13 protein-coding genes and 1 tRNA gene are annotated in these 17,992 nt (G+C 71.6%); 9 read left to right on the top strand and 5 right to left on the bottom strand.

What is annotated here, in order from left to right; genetic code table 11:
- Nucleotides 1–152: 152 nt before the first annotated feature.
- The 6 genes from ACGF4C_RS23385 to recQ all read left to right on the top strand — a co-directional run bounded on the left by ACGF4C_RS23385 (nt 153) and on the right by recQ (nt 7,396).
- The gene (locus ACGF4C_RS23385) at nt 153–1,625 is read left to right on the top strand and encodes an IPT/TIG domain-containing protein (protein WP_393568855.1); all 1,473 of its coding nucleotides are present in this window, start codon (nt 153–155) and stop codon (nt 1,623–1,625) included.
- A gap of 171 nt (nt 1,626–1,796) precedes the next feature.
- Nucleotides 1,797–1,872, top strand: a tRNA-Arg gene (locus tag ACGF4C_RS23380).
- A gap of 1,425 nt (nt 1,873–3,297) precedes the next feature.
- On the top strand, nt 3,298–3,972 hold the full coding sequence (locus ACGF4C_RS23375; protein ID WP_393568760.1) for a YeeE/YedE family protein: 675 nt from the start codon (nt 3,298–3,300) through the stop codon (nt 3,970–3,972).
- On the top strand, nt 3,972–4,388 hold the full coding sequence (locus ACGF4C_RS23370; protein WP_388963425.1) for a YeeE/YedE thiosulfate transporter family protein: 417 nt from the start codon (nt 3,972–3,974) through the stop codon (nt 4,386–4,388). Before ACGF4C_RS23375 ends, ACGF4C_RS23370 begins: the two co-directional genes overlap by 1 nt.
- A 363-nt stretch (nt 4,389–4,751) precedes the next feature.
- Entirely contained in the window at nt 4,752–5,108 is a 357-nt protein-coding gene (locus tag ACGF4C_RS23365; protein ID WP_393568759.1) for a carboxymuconolactone decarboxylase, read from the top strand.
- Nucleotides 5,109–5,419: 311 nt separating this feature from the next.
- Nucleotides 5,420–7,396 carry a DNA helicase RecQ gene (gene recQ / locus ACGF4C_RS23360; protein ID WP_393568758.1) on the top strand — a complete coding sequence of 659 codons (1,977 nt, stop codon included), beginning with the start codon at nt 5,420–5,422 and terminating at the stop codon, nt 7,394–7,396.
- A 72-nt stretch (nt 7,397–7,468) separates the two neighbouring features.
- Here the strand turns inward: recQ and ACGF4C_RS23355 are convergent, their stop codons facing one another.
- Together ACGF4C_RS23355 and ACGF4C_RS23350 are read right to left on the bottom strand one after the other, a co-directional pair.
- A complete protein-coding gene (locus tag ACGF4C_RS23355) occupies nt 7,469–8,854 on the bottom strand; it encodes a sensor histidine kinase (protein ID WP_393568757.1) in 1,386 nt (461 codons plus the stop codon).
- Nucleotides 8,851–9,744 carry a hypothetical protein gene (locus tag ACGF4C_RS23350; protein ID WP_393568756.1) on the bottom strand — a complete coding sequence of 298 codons (894 nt, stop codon included), beginning with the start codon at nt 9,742–9,744 and terminating at the stop codon, nt 8,851–8,853. The genes ACGF4C_RS23355 and ACGF4C_RS23350 overlap by 4 nt, the downstream gene beginning before the upstream one ends.
- A gap of 314 nt (nt 9,745–10,058) precedes the next feature.
- Here ACGF4C_RS23350 and ACGF4C_RS23345 point away from each other — a divergent pair, with 314 nt between their 5' ends.
- Nucleotides 10,059–10,343 carry a hypothetical protein gene (locus ACGF4C_RS23345; protein WP_362139778.1) on the top strand — a complete coding sequence of 95 codons (285 nt, stop codon included), beginning with the start codon at nt 10,059–10,061 and terminating at the stop codon, nt 10,341–10,343.
- A gap of 17 nt (nt 10,344–10,360) precedes the next feature.
- Here ACGF4C_RS23345 and ACGF4C_RS23340 read toward each other — a convergent pair whose 3' ends face one another.
- Entirely contained in the window at nt 10,361–11,194 is an 834-nt protein-coding gene (locus tag ACGF4C_RS23340; protein ID WP_393568755.1) for an isocitrate lyase/phosphoenolpyruvate mutase family protein, read from the bottom strand.
- A 63-nt stretch (nt 11,195–11,257) separates the two neighbouring features.
- Here ACGF4C_RS23340 and ACGF4C_RS23335 point away from each other — a divergent pair, with 63 nt between their 5' ends.
- Nucleotides 11,258–12,097 carry an ArsR/SmtB family transcription factor gene (locus ACGF4C_RS23335; RefSeq protein ID WP_393568754.1) on the top strand — a complete coding sequence of 280 codons (840 nt, stop codon included), beginning with the start codon at nt 11,258–11,260 and terminating at the stop codon, nt 12,095–12,097.
- Between the two features lie 45 nt (nt 12,098–12,142).
- On the opposite strand, the gene ACGF4C_RS23330 is transcribed toward ACGF4C_RS23335, so the two are convergent.
- Together ACGF4C_RS23330 and ACGF4C_RS23325 are read right to left on the bottom strand one after the other, a co-directional pair.
- Nucleotides 12,143–13,645 (bottom strand): hypothetical protein, encoded by a 1,503-nt coding sequence (locus ACGF4C_RS23330; RefSeq protein WP_393568753.1) that lies wholly within the window; start codon nt 13,643–13,645, stop codon nt 12,143–12,145.
- A 287-nt stretch (nt 13,646–13,932) separates the two neighbouring features.
- A complete protein-coding gene (locus ACGF4C_RS23325; RefSeq protein WP_393568752.1) occupies nt 13,933–16,752 on the bottom strand; it encodes a D-alanyl-D-alanine carboxypeptidase in 2,820 nt (939 codons plus the stop codon).
- A 240-nt stretch (nt 16,753–16,992) separates the two neighbouring features.
- Here ACGF4C_RS23325 and ACGF4C_RS23320 point away from each other — a divergent pair, with 240 nt between their 5' ends.
- Nucleotides 16,993–17,754 carry a GPP34 family phosphoprotein gene (locus tag ACGF4C_RS23320; RefSeq protein ID WP_030415566.1) on the top strand — a complete coding sequence of 254 codons (762 nt, stop codon included), beginning with the start codon at nt 16,993–16,995 and terminating at the stop codon, nt 17,752–17,754.
- Nucleotides 17,755–17,992 lie beyond the last annotated feature (238 nt).

Here is a 17,992-nt window from a genome sequence, read left to right as displayed (position 1 = left end):
GGGAGGTTCTGATGGTGCGCGATCCCCACTGACGGTCTGTTCGGCGCAGATCTGCCCTGCCGCTGCCGAAAGGCCGTCCCGCCTCCGCACCGGCAGAACATCCGAGGAGCAGATCGACGATGGCGCCCGATCCGACAATCGCCCAGGTGACCATGACCCTGGCTGCCTTTGCAGCCACCGGGGCCACCCCGCGTCCGTCCGGGGAAACCCTGGAGCAGCAGACCGAACGCATCATCACCGGCATCAACGCGCAGCTGGACGATCGCAGCCTTGCGACGCAGGGCGACTGGGAGCTGGTGTGGCTCGCCCTGAGCGAGGCCAACGCCAATATGGCCTACCTCGTACGGAGCACCAACGGCTCGAACGAGTTCGCCGTGGTCGCTCGCGGAACGGACGCCGATCTGACCGACATCCTCGAGGACCTCGACGTCGGCACGGTCGTCCCGTTCCCCGAAAGCGGATCGCCGAAGACCGTCACCGTTTCCAAGGGGGCGATGGATGCGTTCCAACGGGTCGTCAAAGCCCGCTCGATCGCCTCCCCCTCCCCGAACGTCACGCTTTCTCAGGCGCTCGCCATCGCGCTCAAGGCGGCGCCCTCCTCTCCGCAGCCGACCGTCTACCTGACCGGTCACAGCCTGGGCGGCTGCATCGCCACCATGCTCGCGCCGTATCTGCAGGCACAGACCTGGCCGAAACAGCCGAAGTTCGCGGTGATCACCTATGCCGCTCCCACCGCCGGCACGCAGAGCTTCGTCGACTACTTCAACTCCGTGCCGTGGATCATCGACGAGCGCCAGAACAACGCCTACGACCTGGTACCGCACGCGTGGGCCGATCTCGACACCACCGCCGGCTGGTACCCGAGCCCGGGACCGCAGGCGACCGAAGAAGTGAAGCTGCTCATCGGGACGATCGCCAAGCGCACCAAGGGCAACGTCTACGTCCAGCCCGGCACGCTCTGCCTGATGAACACCGACTACACGAGCCTCGCCAAGAACCTGGTCAACAAGACCACCCAGGACTTCCTCGGCCAGGTCGCCTTCCAGCACGCCAACTCCACCTACCTGGACCTGGTGGGGGCACCCGACGTCCCTTCGCCGCCGGTGGTGACCGACCTGAGCCCCACCTTCGGCGCCGCAGGCGACACGGTGACCATCAACGGCAAGGATTTCAGTCCGGACAGCAAGGTCGACTTCGGCCGCTTCGCCTGCGACGAGCACGAAACCGTCATCGACCCCTCCGGCCTCAAGATCACCACCAAGGTCCCCACCGGAACGGGCGTCGTCCACGTCCGCGTCACCAACACCCTCGGCACCTCCCCGGCCATCGCCATGTCGCAGTTCGCCTATGGCGGACCCGCCCCTGTGGTGGTCAGTTCGGTCAGCCCGACCAGCGGAAAGGTCGGCACCCCGGTCACCATCAACGGCTCGGGCTTCGCCAATGGCGCCACCGTGCACTTCAAGGACAAGGCATCCGACTCGGTCAAGTTCGTCTCCACCGGCCAGCTCACCGCAACAGCGCCCGGCCAGCTCGACGTCCAGCAGACGGTGAACATCACCGTGACGGTGGGCAGGGCCACCTCTCCCACCAGCCCGGACGACGAGTTCACCTACACCGGACGGTAACGTCCGCGCGCCCCGTCCCGGGGTGGCCACGGAGCTGTGCGGCGGGGCTGCCCGGGGAGCGGCGGCCTGCTCCAGCGCCTCGCGTTCAGGGAGCCGAGGCGCCAACCGCACACCGGCCCCCATCCGCTACCCTGTCTGGGACCGCCGCTCGCGGCGGTCACGCAGGGCCCCGCCTCCGTAGCTCAGGGGATAGAGCACCGCTCTCCTAAAGCGGGTGTCGCAGGTTCGAATCCTGCCGGGGGCACCACCCACCACCGCTCTGACCGGGGTTCCTCCCCAGGGGAGGGTTCTGCTCGGCCTCGGACTCCTCGTCCGGGGCCGTTTGCGTGAGCGGTGCCTGGGCGAACGGGGAGTTGCTCTGCCGGATACCGCCCGGCGGATCATGCCGGGCCCTTCATCCAAGAGACGAGCCGGGCCCACCGGCCCCCCGTCGACCGGCCCCGCGAACCGTCCGGGCTTCGAGGAACGGGCGCCGGCGCCGGCCCCGTTCGAGTCGTCGGCTCGCCCGCGCGTGCAGGCTCGGGCTTCGCCGGCTCACAGGTGCACCGCTGAGGTGTGGGCACGTCGGCGAGCACCTGCTCCACGTGTCTTCCGCAGCCCTCATAGGTGATCTTCCGGCACAACCGGCAGACCGCACGTTGGCACATGATTTCCCTCCCATAACGTCCCCGCTCACGACCAGCAACATCAACAGTTTCGTCACAGTCGAATTCACAATTTCGCCATAACCAACATCGATATGTGCAGGGTCTTCACGAACAACTGATTCCCGCCACCAGGAGTGTGGGCCATGAGGCCGCAGCACACTCCAAGCAGGCCCCTTACCGGCCGCGAATATCCGGAAATAGGGGCCATAGAGCATAAACACGGCGTGACAATTCTTACTCAGCGATGTCGCGTGGTCACGGTCGGAATCCCCCTTGAGGTTGCTCGGGACGGCGAAACAGTGGTTCCATCTCGCCCGGTCGAAGGAGTGGAGGGCACAGTTCCGCATTGTGACAGGCCGTCATTGCGTCGCTTTGAGATCGACCCTGGCGCGGCGAAGGCCCGAGATCGAGAACGGCAACCACCCTCACCGAATGGGTGGTACGCGCCGCTCAGAAGGGAGCAACGTGGGTTGCTCGCACGCCGCAGGATGCCCCCTTTTCCCGCTGCTCAGGGCGAGCTTGCAAGGCTGGCGCGACTACTACTGCGACAGCGAAAATCAGTGGCTCGACTGTGCCCGCTACCAGATGTCACTCACCGGTGAGCGCGTGCCGATCAGCCTGCTGCCCAACGGAGCCAGCGCGCGACACCTCGAAGCCGCTGCCCCCGAGGCAGACCGCTCCAGCGCCCCCCACCCGGAGCAGAGACCCCGACAAGCCCACCCACCACAGCACGATCAGTGGTCACCGCACTATCAGCGGTCACCGGAGGACGCGTCCTGGTCGCAGCCGGCACCGGCTGCCCGGCCGTCCGAGCCGTCAGAGCCGTCAGAACGCGTGACCGCGGCACCGGAGACCGCGGCTCGGTTCGGGGCGGCATCTCCGCCGATCCCGGTCTCGTATGACCAGCCGTCACCAACTCCAGAGAGTCCCCGGACTCCGGACCGCCCGTCTCGACGCTCTCGGCAGGCGCCCAGCTCGAAGCGCGGCTGGTGGGCCCGATTCACCGAATGGATGGGAGGCCCCGCATGAGTAACTACTGGCCCTGGTGGGCCGGCGCCGCCGGGCTCGCTCTGATCACCATCAACTACGCCCTCACCACGGACCGGTCCTTCGGAGTGTCGTCCGCGTGGGACCGCGTGTTGCACTGGCGAAGGGAGCGCCGCCTCGAACGGATGGACGAGGAGTTCACCGACGAGCGTGCTCTCGCCGACGCTCTCGCCGCAGCTACAGCGGAGCACTTCGGCACCGGCCCCGCCACACCCGACAGCCCCGCCGCGCCCGCCGGGCCGCCGGCTCCGTACGGGGCGTCGCAACTGCTCGAAACGGACGACGAACCGACGGCGAGTGAGGACACCTCGATCGCGGCCCCGAGCCCGGCCCCGCTGGTCACTCAGGCTGCCCTGCTGGTATCGATCTTCGTCGGCGGATTGATCGCCGCGATCACCTCCGGGCGGTTCCACCTCCGCTTCGACATGGGTCCGGGATTCCGGAACGTGGTCACCGCCCATCCGATCACCATGATCGTCTTGCTGTTCGTCGGAGGCGTGCTGGTCGGCTTCGGCACCCGGCTGGCCGGTGGGTGCAGTTCCGGCCACGGACTCAACGGCTGCGGCCGTCTGCGCCCGGTCAGCCTCGTCGCGACCGCCGTGTTCTTCGGCACCGCCGTCGCGGTGTCGTTCCTGCTGTGGAAGGTGATCTGATGCGTACTCGGGGCGCGATCCTGCTGGCCAACATCCTCACCGGCCTCACCCTCGGCTACACCGTCGCCAACATCGGCTTCGGCGACTACACCGAGCTGAACCGCATGTTCACCTTCCAGGACTTGCGCATGCTCCTCTCCTTCGCCGGCGCCGTCGTGATCATCGTGTGCGCATTCGCCCTGCTGCGGGTCCGCCGCACCCCAGGGCGCATCCACGCCGGCGTGATCCCCGGCGCGGTGATGTTCGGTACGGGTTGGGCGATCTCAGGCGGGTGCCCGGCGATCCCGATCGTCCAGGTCGCCAGCGGGTATCTGCCCGCCCTGATCACCATCGTCGGCGTCACCGTCGGCATCCGGCTGTGCCGCTGGGCCAACGCCCGGTACTTCCACCTCGACCGCGGCTCCTGCGGGCTGTAACCAAGGGCGCCCACGGCCCACCCCGCCGGAGAAGCGGCCCTCCTTCGATGAGCACAGACCGCCGGCTCCTGTGCGGAGCAGTTCGCATCCTGCCTGGGACACCGGCCAAAAGACCACCTACCGACCTTGGTAGGTGGTCTTTTGACGTCCAGGTCCGACATCCACGGCGGCGGTCACTGACGGCTGGGGCGCCCCTCTTCGCCAGGGCCTCCCGTTCCTCCCCTGAGGCACCTGCTGACCGGAATGCGCGCGTCACCTGGGGCTCTTACGGTGGAAGGGCAAACCGCCGACGCGTGGGGAATACCCGCGTTCAGCGGGCGTGGCCGCGTGTCGGTTCCTACCGCACCGAAAGACGGTCCAGGCATGGCCACCACGTCAGACACCCCCGTTCTCGACACGCTCGCCGCCATGACGGTCGACTCGATCGAGCGATGTGGCATGGACGAGGACACGCTCATCCTTACCCGCCTGGCCGCCCTCGCGGCCATGGACGCACCAGCGATCTCCTACCTCGCCCATGTCGACCCCGCGATCAAGGCCCACCTGACAGCCGAGCAACTGCAAGACGTTCTGGTGGCGATCGCCCCGGTTGTGGGGACGGCACGCGTCATGGCGGCCGCGACCCACATCACGGAGGCCCTCGGCATCACCATCGCCATGGCCGAGGCCGAGGCCGAAGCGATGGTCAAGGCGGAAGCCCAGAGCCGGAGCAAGTCCTGAGCAAGGACCGAGCCGGTCTCCTTCCGCGCTGATGTCCACCACTGGCATCCACCACTGACATCCACCTCTGACGTCGCGGGTTCGAATCGTGCCGGCGGCACCCCGAAAGGGCCGGTCACAGGGGTTGATCCTGGTGACCGGTCCTTTGGCATGTGCGGGGACGCGTGCCACACCCGCCCGGGCCCCCGGGTCCCGGGCCCCCGGGATGCGGAACGGGCCGATCCCGGAGTTATCCACAGGGGCCGCGGGGAGGGCGGCGGAGCTCGTAGGCTTTCGGGGTGGCTCTGGCGGACGTGGGAATGGTCGAGAACATGGATGGAACAGACGCTCCGGAGGCGGGCGAGGCGGTGCAGGTGCTGCGCCGTGTCTTCGGGTACGACGCGTTCCGGGGCAGCCAGCAGGAGATCATCGAGCACGTCATAGGGGGCGGCGACGCCGTCGTCCTGATGCCGACCGGTGGCGGCAAATCGCTCTGCTATCAGATTCCGTCGCTGGTCAGGCCGGGTGTCGGGGTCGTGATCTCGCCCTTGATCGCGCTGATGCAGGACCAGGTCGACGCCCTGCGGGCGCTCGGGGTGCGGGCCGGGTTCCTCAATTCGACGCAGGACCTGGAGGAGCGGCGGCTCGTCGAGGCGGAGTTCCTGGCCGGTGAGCTGGACCTGCTGTATCTGGCGCCGGAGCGGCTGCGGGTGGAGCAGACGCTGGGCCTGCTGGACCGGGGGAAGATCTCCCTCTTCGCCATCGACGAGGCGCACTGCGTGGCGCAGTGGGGGCACGACTTCCGGCCGGACTATCTGGCGCTGTCGATGCTGCACGAGCGCTGGCCCGACGTACCGCGGATCGCGCTGACCGCCACGGCGACCGACGCCACGCACGCCGAGATCACCTCCCGGCTGAAGATGGCGGAGGCCCGCCACTTCGTGGCGAGCTTCGACCGGCCGAACATCCAGTACCGGATCGTGGCCAAGAGCGAGCCCAAGCGGCAGCTGCTGGAGCTGCTGCGCGGCGAGCACGCCGGGGACGCCGGGATCGTCTACTGCCTCTCGCGGGCCTCAGTGGAGAAGACCGCGCAGTTCCTGGTGGACAACGGCATCGCCGCGGTGCCGTACCACGCCGGCCTCGATGCCCGTACCCGCGCGGAGCACCAGGCGCGGTTCCTGCGGGAGGACGGGCTGGTGGTGGTCGCCACCATCGCGTTCGGGATGGGGATCGACAAGCCGGACGTGCGGTTCGTGGCGCATCTGGACCTGCCGAAGTCGGTGGAGGGCTACTACCAGGAGACCGGGCGCGCCGGGCGGGACGGCCAGCCGTCGACGGCCTGGCTGGCGTACGGGCTGCAGGACGTGGTCCAGCAGCGGAAGATGATCGACGGTTCGGAGGGCGACGAGGCGCACCGGCGGCGGCTGTCCGCCCACCTCGACGCGATGCTGGCGCTGTGCGAGACGGTGCAGTGCCGGCGGGCCCGGCTGCTGGCCTACTTCGGGCAGGAGAGCACCGGCACCACCTGCGGCAACTGCGACACGTGCCTGACCCCGCCGCAGACCTGGGACGGCACGGTCGCCGCGCAGAAGCTGCTGTCGACGGTCGTACGGCTGCAGCGCGAGCGCGGGCAGAAGTTCGGCGCGGGCCAGATCATCGACATCCTGCTGGGGAAGAAGACCGCGAAGGTCATCCAGTTCGACCATGATGCGCTGAGCGTCTTCGGGGTGGGCGCCGACCTCCGCGAGGCCGAATGGCGCGGTGTCGTACGGCAGTTGCTGGCACAGGGTCTGCTCGCCGTGGAGGGTGACTACGGCACGCTGGTGCTCACGGAGACGAGCGGCGAGGTGCTGGGCGGCCGGCGCGAGGTGGCGATGCGGCGGGAGCCGGAGAAGGCCGCGCGGGCCGCGAAGGCGAAGACCGCGAAGGGCAAGCGGGCGCCGGTGGATCTGCCCGAGGAGGCGCTGCCGGTCTTCGAGGCGCTGCGCGGCTGGCGGGCCCGTACGGCCAAGGAACAGGGCGTGCCCGCGTATGTGATCTTCCATGACGCGACGCTGCGGGAGATCGCCCTCCTGGGTCCGGCGACAACGGCCGAGCTCGGCACGGTCAACGGGGTCGGCGAGAACAAGCTCGTGAAGTACGGCCAGCCGATTCTGGACGTGCTGGCGGGACGGGAGAGCGACGGGGAGGGCGCGGCGGGCGGTGGGCACGCGGTGGCGGTCGCCGAGCCCGAGCCCGAGCTCGGGGCGGGGCCCGGGCCCACGGACGAGGAGGTACTGCCGGAGCCGCCGGACGACATCGACTGGTGAGCGGACGGCTCGGCCGGTGATCGAGCGGCCCACCGTCCCTGACCGGTGGGCCGCTCAGGGCCCGTGAGCCGATCAGGGAGGCGCCGGGGCGTCTTCCTGGGGGAGGCGGAGGAGGGCGCGGGCGCCGCCGTCGGGGGCGTTGGTGAAGCGGAGGTCGATGCCCAGGACGGCGGCCTGGCCGACGGCGATGGTCAGGCCGAGACCGTGGCCCCTGCCCCGGCCGGGCGCGTCGGTGCGGAAGCGCTGCGGCCCGTGCTGCAGCAGGTCGACGGGGTAGCCCGGGCCGTGGTCGCGGACCTCGATGGTCGGTGGGCCGCCGGGCAGGGCGCCGACGGTGACCACGACCGGCGGCCGGCCGTGCCGGTGCGCGTTGAGGACGAGGTTGGCCAGGATGCGGTCGAGGCGGCGCCGGTCGGTCTCGACGACGATGTCCGCGGCGATCCGTACGTCGGTGTCGAGGCCGGTGGCGCGCACGGCGCGGGTGACCAGGGCGCCCAGTTCGTAGGCGGCGAGATCGGCGTGTTCGGCGCCGGCATCCAGCCGGGAGATCTCCAGCAGGTCCTCGGTGAGGCGGTGCAGCGCCCGCAGCCGGTCGTTGATCATCTCCTTGGGCCGGCCCTCGGGAAGCAGTTCGGCCGAGGCGAGGATGCCGGTGAGCGGCGTACGGAGTTCATGGGCCACATCGGCGGTGAACCGCTGTTCGGTCCGCAGCCGGCTCTGCAGGGAGCCGGCCACCGAGTCGAGCGCGGCGGCCACCGCCGCCACCTCGTCCCGCGCCGCCGGCCCGCCGCCCGACTTCCGGCCACCGCCCGCACCATCACTGTGACCGTCACCCCCACCGGCACCCCCACTGCCACCGCCACCGCCACCGCCACCGCCGCTGCCTTCGCCACCGCCACGGCCACGGCCACGGCCACCGTCACCGACCCGGGCGTCCAGATCGCCGGCGGTGATGCGGCGGGCGACCGCCGCCGTGGTGGCCAGCCGGCGGCTGATGCGGTGGGCGAGGAACAGCCCGGCGAGCGCGACGACCGCGGCGGCGAGTACGGCCGAGCCGAGGATCGCGGTGTCGAAGTTCTCCAGCGAGCGGCGGGTGTTGCCGTACGGCGACCAGACGGCCATGACCTGGCCGTCGGCGGGCGCCGCGGCCCACATGACCGGATGGCCGCGATAGCTCCCGACCATGCTGCCGCGCTGCCCCGCACGCGCCAACTCCCGCAGCGGCTCAGGTAGTTCGACCGGGTCGAGGAGGGAGTTGATGCCCTCGCGCGAGGTGCCGTACTCGAAGAGGTCCAGCGCCGTGTCGAGGTTCGCGCGGGTCTCCTTCCGTACCTGCCCCACGGTCTGACGGGCCACCGCATTGTGGACGAGCACGCCGAGGACGGCGGCGACCGCGCAGCTCACCGCCATCACGGTCAGCGCGATCTTCCAGCGGAGGGAGACCGCCGGGCGCCTCACGGACCGCTCCCGCCGCTACCGCCACTCCCAGCACTCCCGTTGCTCCCCCCGGCCCTCGCAGTCGCCCCGGTCCCGTTGCTCCCCCCGGCCCCCGCGGTCGCCCCGGTCCCGCTGCTCCCCCCGGCACCCGCGGTCACCCCGGCCCCCCTGCTCCCCCTGCTCCCCCGGCTCGCCCCGCTTCCCCTCCTCGCGCTGCCGCCGCCGGTCTGGCGGGTCTGATGCCTGCGAACCTCATCGAGGGTGAGGTCCCACAGAGCCATCGCCCTGCCGTCCCAGACCAGGTCGGTGACGCTCACGAAGCGCGGGTCCTTGGTGGGCTCACGCACCGCCAGGTGACCGGCCGCCAGCTCGACGCCGGCCAGCACGCCGCGCAGCACCAGCACCCGGGTCACCACCGTCTTCCGCACGCTGTAGACGCGGAGTTCGCTGGTGCGCGGATCGAGGTCGATGACGGTGATCAGGTCGGGTTTGCCGTCGTCGGTGAGGTCGTGCAGCGCGGGGCGGCGAACGGCCCGGGGAGCGGGCGGATGCTGTCCCTCCGCGGAGATGTCCGCGTCGAGGACGGCGAGCGGGTCGGCGTCCGCCATGCTGCCGCTCGGGACGTGCGGCACACCGGCCACCGGCCTGAGGGCGGCCGGGTTGTCCTCCCGGCCGAGCGGGGCGGGGGTGTACTCCGGCCAGAGCGCGAGCGGCGCCTGGACGTCGCGGGCCGGTCCGTCACTCTCCAGGCCCTCCAGACCGGCGCATCCGGCGAGGAGCGGAAGCGTGCAGAGGGCGGTGGCGCGGCAGATGCACCGCCAGGAACCGTTGCGCCGCCGCGAGCTGACTCGCCCCCAGGAGCGGCGGCGTCTTCGCGCGCCGCCGCCCTCGCCGTCCTCGCCGCCTCGCATCCCGTCGTCACCGCCTCCCGTCGGGCCCGTTCCTCAAGCTATCCAACGCGGCGGGCGGGGGAATCTTCAGCGCGGCCATCCGACGGGGGCGCGGGCGCCTCCGCCGTCGCCCGTCCGAAGCCCCGCCGACGGCCCGAGCGCCTTGCCGGGGTTGCGGCCTTTGGACCGGACTGGCAGGCGCATTGTCACGGGACCGATCCCAGAGATCTTGCTGACTGTTACACAACGTACGGATTGCCGTTAAGGACGCTCCGTAAGGTGCCTCCCGTACCGTGACCCCGGGCGGCCCGAGCCGCCCCCGACGAGGAGTACCCATGCGGGCCCAGCGCCGCTCCATGATCCGTACCGCCACCGTCGCCACCGGTGCGCTCGCCGTCCTGCTGCTGCCCACGGGCGCCGCCTTCGCCGCGGATTCCACCGTGCCCACGGAAAGCCGTACGTCGATCATGCTCCCCGACAACGGGCTGGCCGGCCTGGCCGAGAAGGCCGGGCACCTGCCCAAGGCGGGCCTGATCGGGGGCGCCGGCGCACTGGGTGTGGCGGGCGCGGCCGTCGCCGTCCACCGCCGCCGCCAGGCGGGCCGGGGCCGGCAGGTCTGAGCGCCGAGCAGGGGGACCTACTCCCCCTGCTCCTCCCCCACCATCCGCTGGACGTCCTCGTACATGAGCGCCGCACCGCCCGGCTCCGGCAGCGGCTGCCCCGTGCGGATCGCCTCCGCCGTCCCGAGGGTGGCCTGCAGGGCCGTACGGAAGAGCAGCGAACCGGTGCTGATCCGGCGCACGCCGAGGTCCGCCAGCCGGGCGAGGGTGTGCCGGCCCGGCGTGAAGAGGATGTTCAGCGGGGCCTGGACCTCGCGCACCAGCACCGTGATGTCCTCGTCGGCGACGATCCCCGGGACGAACACCCCGTCCGCGCCCGCCGTCAGATAGCTTTCGGCACGGGCCAGCGTCTCCGACAGCGGAGGCGGGCTGGTCACCCGCCAGTGGGTGTCGATCCGGGCGTTCAGGAACAGCCCGGGCGCCCGCTGCTTCACCGCCGCGAGCACCTCGGCCTGCCGCGCCATGTCCTGCAGCCCCCCGCCACCGGGCAGCCCGTCCTCCAGATTGAGCCCCGCCGCGCCGGCCTCCGCCAGCGCCCCCGCCAGATCCGCCACCTGCTGTGGCCCGCCACCGAACCCGCCCTCGATGTCGACGGTGTACGGGCAGGTCAGCCGGCCGTTGAGGCGCAGTGCCAGGGCGAGGGTGGCGTCCTTGACCTCGGCGAGCCCGCGGCCGTCCGGATAGCCGTGGGCCGCCGCGACCCCCAGGCTCGTCGTGCCGACCGCCGCGAATCCGGCCGCGGCGAGGGCGACCGCCGACGCGACATCCCAGGCGTTGGGGAGCAGCAGCGGCTGGTCGGCGTGGTGCAACGCGTGGAAGTGGAAGGTGGCGTACTCCGGGGAGGTGCTCATACGGGCACCGTAGGCACGAGTCCCTTCGGTACGCACCGAAGACTCGCGGCGGACAATCGAGTCATGACCACTCCGGCGTACAGCACCGCGACGAACCGGACCGCGGCGAACCAGGCGGTGACGAACCGGACCGGGACGCACCCGGCGGTGACGAACCGGACCGGGACGCACCGCACCCCGGCGGACGGCACTCCGCCGTACAGCACCGAGCTCGCACGGCTGGCCGCGCTGCTCGCGGACCGTACCCGGGCCGCCTTCTGCCTGGCGCTGCTCGACGGGCGGGCCTGGACGGCCGGCGAACTGGCCGCGTACGCGCAGGTCGCGCCCTCGACGGCGAGCGAGCACCTGACCCGGCTGACCGAGGGCGGACTGCTCGTCGAACGGCGCCAGGGCCGCCACCGCTACCTCCAGCTCGCCGGCCCGCACGTCGCCGAGCTGCTGGAATCCCTGACCGCGCACCTCGATCCGCCGCAGGGCGCGCCGCGCGGGCTGCGCGCGGTGTCCGCCTCCACGGCGCTGGCCCGGGGCCGCACCTGTTACGACCACCTCGCGGGCCGGCTCGGCGTGGCGATCACCGACGCGATGACCGCCCGCGGCCTGGTCGACCAGGACGGCGGCTTCGCGCTCACCGACGCCGGCCGGGACTGGTTCACCGACGCGCTGGGCGTCGAACCGGCCGACCTGCGCACCGGCCGCCGCCCGCAGGCCCGCGGCTGCCTCGACTGGACCGAGCGCCGCAACCACCTCGCGGGCACGGCCGGTGCCCGGCTCTGCGACCGGCTGCTCGACCGCCGCTGGGTCCGCCGGATCGGCAGCGGCAGGGCGGTACGCCTCACCGACGACGGCGCGGCGGCCCTCCAGGAACTGCTGGGGCTCGACGGGGCGGCGGCGGGGCTGCGGTGAGTGGCCCAGGGCCCGAGGTCAGGATCGGCCCCCTGGTCCGGTGCCCTACCGGGCGGCTCCCGCCCCGCATGCCCCGGCCCGCCCGTACACCGTGATGCGGGCGCCGCGGACCTCCGTGGTGCTGCAGATGTCGAAGGCGTCGCGCAGGGTGGACCGTTTGGCGATCTCCTGGTCGTTGTCGTCGGCGGGCTGGCCGTCCGGGTCACCGGCGACCACGATGCGGCGGCTGGCCAGCATCCGGGCGCGGATGGCGTCGCCGGAGCGTTCGGTGCCGTAGAGGGTGTGGGAGGCCAACGGGCTCTTGTCCAGGGCGAGATCGGTCAGGCCGCGGAAGTCGTGCGGCCGGGTCGCCGTCCAGATCCGCCGCCGGGCCGGCATGAAGAGCAGGCCGTCGCCCGGCTCGGCCACCGCGCGCACGGCCTGGGCAACCGCGGTGACGTCGTCGACCCGGCTGTCCGGGCTGCGCAGATGGACGTCGATGGGCAGCAGGGCAGCCAGCACCAGCGCGACGGCCGCGGTCCGGCGCAGCCGGCGGGCCCGGGTCTGCCCCGCTTCGCCGGCCGGACGCAGCAGCCGGGCCAGCGCGGCGCCGGCGAGCAGGGCGAAGCCGACGACGTAGTAGAGGACGTAGCGGTCGACGTAGGCCGGTTCGACGTGCGAGAGCAGCAGCAGGAGGAGGGTGGGCAGGAGCAGCAGCGGGATGCCCAGGGCGCGCAGGCCGATCGGGCCGCGGGAGCGGATCCGCACGCGGGCGCAGGCCAGGCCGAGGACCGCGAGCACGGCGAAGGTCAGCAGCTGCAGCGGGTCCGGCCACATCAGCCAGCTGATCTGCGCCGACTGCCGGGTGCTGAAGACCGCGAGCGGGGCCAGCCCGGCGAGGACGGTGGTCGTGGACAGCGCCCAGGCGCGCAGTACGCGGCGGGGCAGCCGGGCGAGGATCAGCGCGGCGGCGTGGACCGGCAGCACCAGGCACGCGAACTCGTGCAGCAGGCAGGCGGCCAGCATGAGCGCCGTGTAGCCGAGCCACAGCCGGGGGCGCGGGTACGGACGCGGTTGCGGAGGCGCGTGCGGGTGCGGAGGCGCGGACGGGGGGACCGCCGCGGCCGCGGTCAGGACCAGCAGGTAGGTGGCCCAGACGACCAGCGCGCAGACGGTCGCGTACGAACGCCCCTCCTGCGCGTACTGCTGGACGACGGGGATGCACGCGAACGTGAAGCCGGCCAGCAGGCCCGCCCGCCGACCGACCAGGCGGTGCCCGAGCAGGGCGACGCCGGCGGTGGCGGCGGTCATCGCGGCCACCGACGGCAGCCGCAGCCCCACCACCTCGCCGAACGTCCCGTCGAGGGTGGCGTCGTAGACCCGGAACCAGACGTGCATCAGCGCGTAGTACAGGCCGTGGACGACATCGACGTGCAGCAGCGTGTGCCACAGGTCGGGCAGGCTGCGGTGGGCCATGTCGTAGGTGACCGCCTCGTCGCGCCATATGGCGTCCTGGCGGCGGATCCCCCACGCCCCCAGGAGCAGCATCACCCCGGAGGGCATCAGCATCACCGCGCCCTGCGCCGCCCACGCTCGGCGGGTGGCGACGGCGGACGCATAGGCCGGCTTCGGTGCTTGCGCTACATCGATGACGGGCTCCGGTCACGTACGGGACGGAGAGGACGGGCGAGCGAGCGAAAGAGGGGGGAGCGGGGCGGCGGTGAACGGGGCGAGCGAGCGTGGCGGGCGAGCGGGAGAGGCGGGTGCGGGACCGGGAACGGACTCCGGTGACGGGCCGGGCGGTCTGCCCGTCACCGCCACCGGAGTCCGTGGCCGCACTTCCGCATCGGGTCAGCTCACCCGATGCGGACCAGCTTCGCGCCGAAGGTCGGCTCGACCAGGTCCTCCTTCAGGGCGACCGGCACCTTCTGGAGGCTTTCGCCGTTGCCGACGGTCAGCACACCGACCACGGTGCCGGCCTTCGCGGTGTGCGGGACGGTCTTGCCGCCGTCACCGACACTCAGCTTCAGCTTCTGGCCCGGGACGCCCACCGCCTTCAGGTCCTTGGTGGCGACGACCGGCGTGAGACCGTTCAGGCCGTCGTCGACATAGCCGACGACCTGGCCCTTCTTCACCGCCGGGGCAGAGGTCAGCGCGTTGCGCACGGCCTCGATGACCTTCTGGCTGTTGTCCTTGACCAGGGTGAGGCTGTTGGAGCCGTCGGGGTCCAGGCCCTTGAAGTGCTGGTCCATCATCGTGCCCAGGATCAGCCGGTCCTTGCCGTCGACGGTCTTGTAGGCCGCCCAGGAGAGCGTGCCGCCGGCCGCCGTGCTGGAGCCGGTCTTGATGCCCTTGATGCTCAGGCCGGCCAGCAGCAGGTTGTCGATGTTGCTGTTGATCCGCTTCGTCAGGCCCGGGATCTCGGTGTTGGGCGTGGCGACGATCGGCCGGAAGGCGTCGAACTTCATCACGGCCTCGGCCAGCTTGAGCTGGTCGACCGCGGTGCTGACGGTCTTGGGGTCCAGGCCGCTGGCGTCCGTGTAGGTGGTGTTCTTCATGCCCAGGTCCTTGGCGGCGGCGTTCATCTTCTTGACGAACGCCGCCTCGTTGTCGGACTTGCTGTCCCAACGGGCCAGCAGCCGGGCGATGTTGTTGCCGGACGGGATCATCAGCATCTTGAGCATGTTCTGCTCGCTGAACTTCTGCCCGGCCTTCAGCCCCTCGATCCGGGACTCGTGCCTGGAACCGCCCTCGGTCACCGCCTTGGCGTCGACCTCGATCTGCGGGCCCCCCTCGTCCTTCTTGAGCGGGTGGTCCCGGAGGATGACGTAGGCCGTCATGATCTTGGCCACGCTCGCGGTCGGCACCGGCTTCTGCGGGCCGAACGTCCCCAGGTCACCGGAGCCCACCACCTTGATTGCCGCCTGGCCCTGCGCGGGCCACGGGATGGTGAGCTTGCCGCCCTCGAAGGTGAACGAGGACGTGGCGTCGCCGACGGTGAGCGTCGGGTTGGGCAGCGGGCGCACGCCCTGGACGATCACGAAGATGATCGCCAGCAGCACCACCAGCGGCGTCCAGATCTTGAACCGGCGGACGACCGTGCGCAGCGGGGTCTCGGGCGGCGGCGGGGTGTTGGTGAGCTTCGCCAGGAGGTCGAGCGGTGGCAGCGGCTGCTGCTTGGTCCGCTCGGACTCGGGCAGCGCGTCGGGACGGGCCGGCGCGGTGGCACCCGTCGGGGCGGCGGGCGGCAGCGCACCGGGCGGACCGGCGGGCTTGGACGGGGCGGCGGGCGCGGCGGACGAGGTGGATGCGGCGGCCGGCTGGGCTCCGGAGGCCTTCTCCTTCGTCCCGGCCTTGTCCGCGGGCTTGTCCGTCGTCTTGTCGGCGGGCTTGTCCGTCGTCTTCTCCCCCGCCTTGCCGGCGGGCTTGCCGGGCGTCCCGAGGGGGGTGCGGGGCGCCGTCTTGCCGAGGGACTTGCCGGCCGTACCGTCGTCCGCCGACTTCAGCGCCACGAACTGGCTGGTCCGCTCCGCATCACTCTCGGCAGCGGGCGGCTTGGTCTCCTTGTTGTCCTTCTTGGTGCCCTTCGCGTCCTCGCTCTTGCCGGAGTCCTTCTCGGAGTCCTTCGCGGAGTCCTTGCCGGAGCCCTTCGCCGAGTCCTTCGCCGAGTCCTTCTCGGAATCCTTCGTGGAGTCGGAGTCCTTGGCGGCAGCCTCGGCGGAGTCCTTGGTGGGGGCCTTGGCGGCGGACTTGGTGGGTGCCTTGGCAGGCGGGTTGATCTTGAGGGCGGTGGTCGCCTGGTCGACCGGGGCGGACGCGTCGGTGGAGGCGCTCTTCCCCTTGGCCTTCGCAACAGCGAACACCCGGGTCGCGTCATCCACTGCCGACCCGCCGGCCCCGTCCTCCTCATCGGCCGCCTCTACGGGCTTACTCTTCTGCGGCCCGACGGTCTTGAACACGGCGGTCGGCTGATCAACAACCTCAGTCTTGGCCTTGACCTTCGACGTGGACCGGGACTTGGCCTCGGACTCGGACGCGGACTCGGACTCGGCCTTCGCCTCGGACTTGGCGTCGTCCGCCGAACCCTTGGGCGCAGGCTTGTCGTCACCCGCGGGCTCGTCACCCTCGGACTCGCCGGCACCGGGCTCCGCCTCGGCCTCGACCCGGGCATCGCCCTCCGGCTTTGCGGAAGCGTCGCCCGTCTCCGCGCGCCCCTTATCGCCCTTCGAGCCCCCGCCATCGGTCTCGGCGCGACCCTCAGCACCGCCCTCGGCACCGGCTTCGGCGCCGGCCTCGGCACCGGTTTCGGTCCCGTCCGCTGCCCCGCCCTCGGCGTCCTCGTCGCCCTTCCCGGCGACCCAGGCGGCCACAGCCGTCCGCAGACGCTCGTCGCCGGCTTCGGAGTCCTTCTCGTCACCGGCGGCCTTCTGCGCCCCCTCGGACGCCTCCGGCGCCTCGGCATCCCCGTTCAACTCGGGTGCCTCGCCCGCCTCGGACGCCCCGGACGCCTCGGACGCCTCGGCCGGATTCGAGTCCTCGCCCCCGGCCGTCGCCGCTTCCTCCGCCGGCTCGGCCGGCTCCCTTCGGAGGACGGACAGGCGCGGATCACGTTCGCTCCGCGCCGTCTCCCCCGACGACTGCTTCTTGTCCGACTTGTCGGGGGACTCGCCCGCCACCGATGTCTCCTTCATATGTCGCACTGCCGCATTGGCCCAGTGTTTCCAAGTGTCCTGTGTTCCCGTGGCAACACCTCGCCGCCACGCGAATCGGTACGCGCCGCACCCCACGGATAGATGTCGCCAACGTGCAAGACGAGAACGACATACCTACCGGTTCCCTACCGAACCCCCCACGCACTCTCGACAGATGAATGTGAGAGGGGTCACCCTGTCATTCATCCACGCGGGGAGGCATGGATGGGCAGGAGCCGCAGAACAATTCCGGAGGAGCTTCTGCTGCTCGCTTTGGACCCGGCGACGGGCACCACAGCGCAGCCGCAGTCGCTCGACCTCGGCCTGGCCGGGGCCCAGCTAGTAGAGCTGGCTCTGGCAGGACGGATAGCCCCAGACGGGGATCGTATCGCCGTGGTGATGGCACGGCCGACAGGAGATCCGACTCTGGACTCCGCGCTCGAACTGCTGCGCCGACGCGGCAGTCCGGTGCGCGCGGTCCACTGGATCGGCGGGCCCCGGCTGGGGCTGCGCCAGACCTACCTCACGCATCTCGAACGGTGCGGCATGGTGCATGCCGTGGCGGGCCAGATGTGCGGAGTACTGCCGACGACGCGCTACCAAGCGACGGAGACGGCCATCAGCCGGGAAATCAGGGCCCGGCTGGACAACGCGATCCGCACCGGCGTACCCCCGGACCCGCGGACCGCGGCGCTCGCCGCGCTGGCCCATGCGGTCGGACTCGGCAAGCACCTCTACCCAGGGAACGAGGGGCGGTCATCGCGCTCCCGTCTCCGGGATCTGATCCGGCACGACCCCATGGGCGGGCTGGTGGCCCACGCCGTCATGGACGTGCAGAACGGCGCCGCGGCGCAACCACGGCGGTCGCAGGCCGCCGCCGGCGGTGCCGTGCGGCAACCGGCGGCCCGGGCCACGGCGAACGCATCCGGCACGCCGGGCCAGTCGCGGCACGGTCACGGCAGGATGGCCCGCGTGGGCGCCCGTTGACGCCTTGAAGGGCCCGTACGACCGGGCGCCCTGTCAGGACGCCCCACCGTTCCACCAGTGCCCCACCAGCACCACCGGCGCACCACCGTCCCACGATCCCGTTCGGGAGCCGCAGCAAGGAAGCGCGGGGTGGTGGGGGGGGGGGGGGGGCCCGCCGGCCGCCCCCCCCCCCCCCCCCCCCCCCGCGCGCCGGGGGTGGGGCCTTTACCTGCGGGGGGGCCCACCGGGGGGGGGGGCG

The sequence above is a fragment of the Streptomyces sp. NPDC048197 genome (assembly GCF_043202395.1).
In the GTDB taxonomy this organism is placed as follows: domain Bacteria; phylum Actinomycetota; class Actinomycetes; order Streptomycetales; family Streptomycetaceae; genus Streptomyces; species Streptomyces siderophoricus.
The sequence above is the reverse complement of the archived record's forward strand: the minus strand, read 5'-3'. Positions and strand labels throughout refer to the sequence as shown.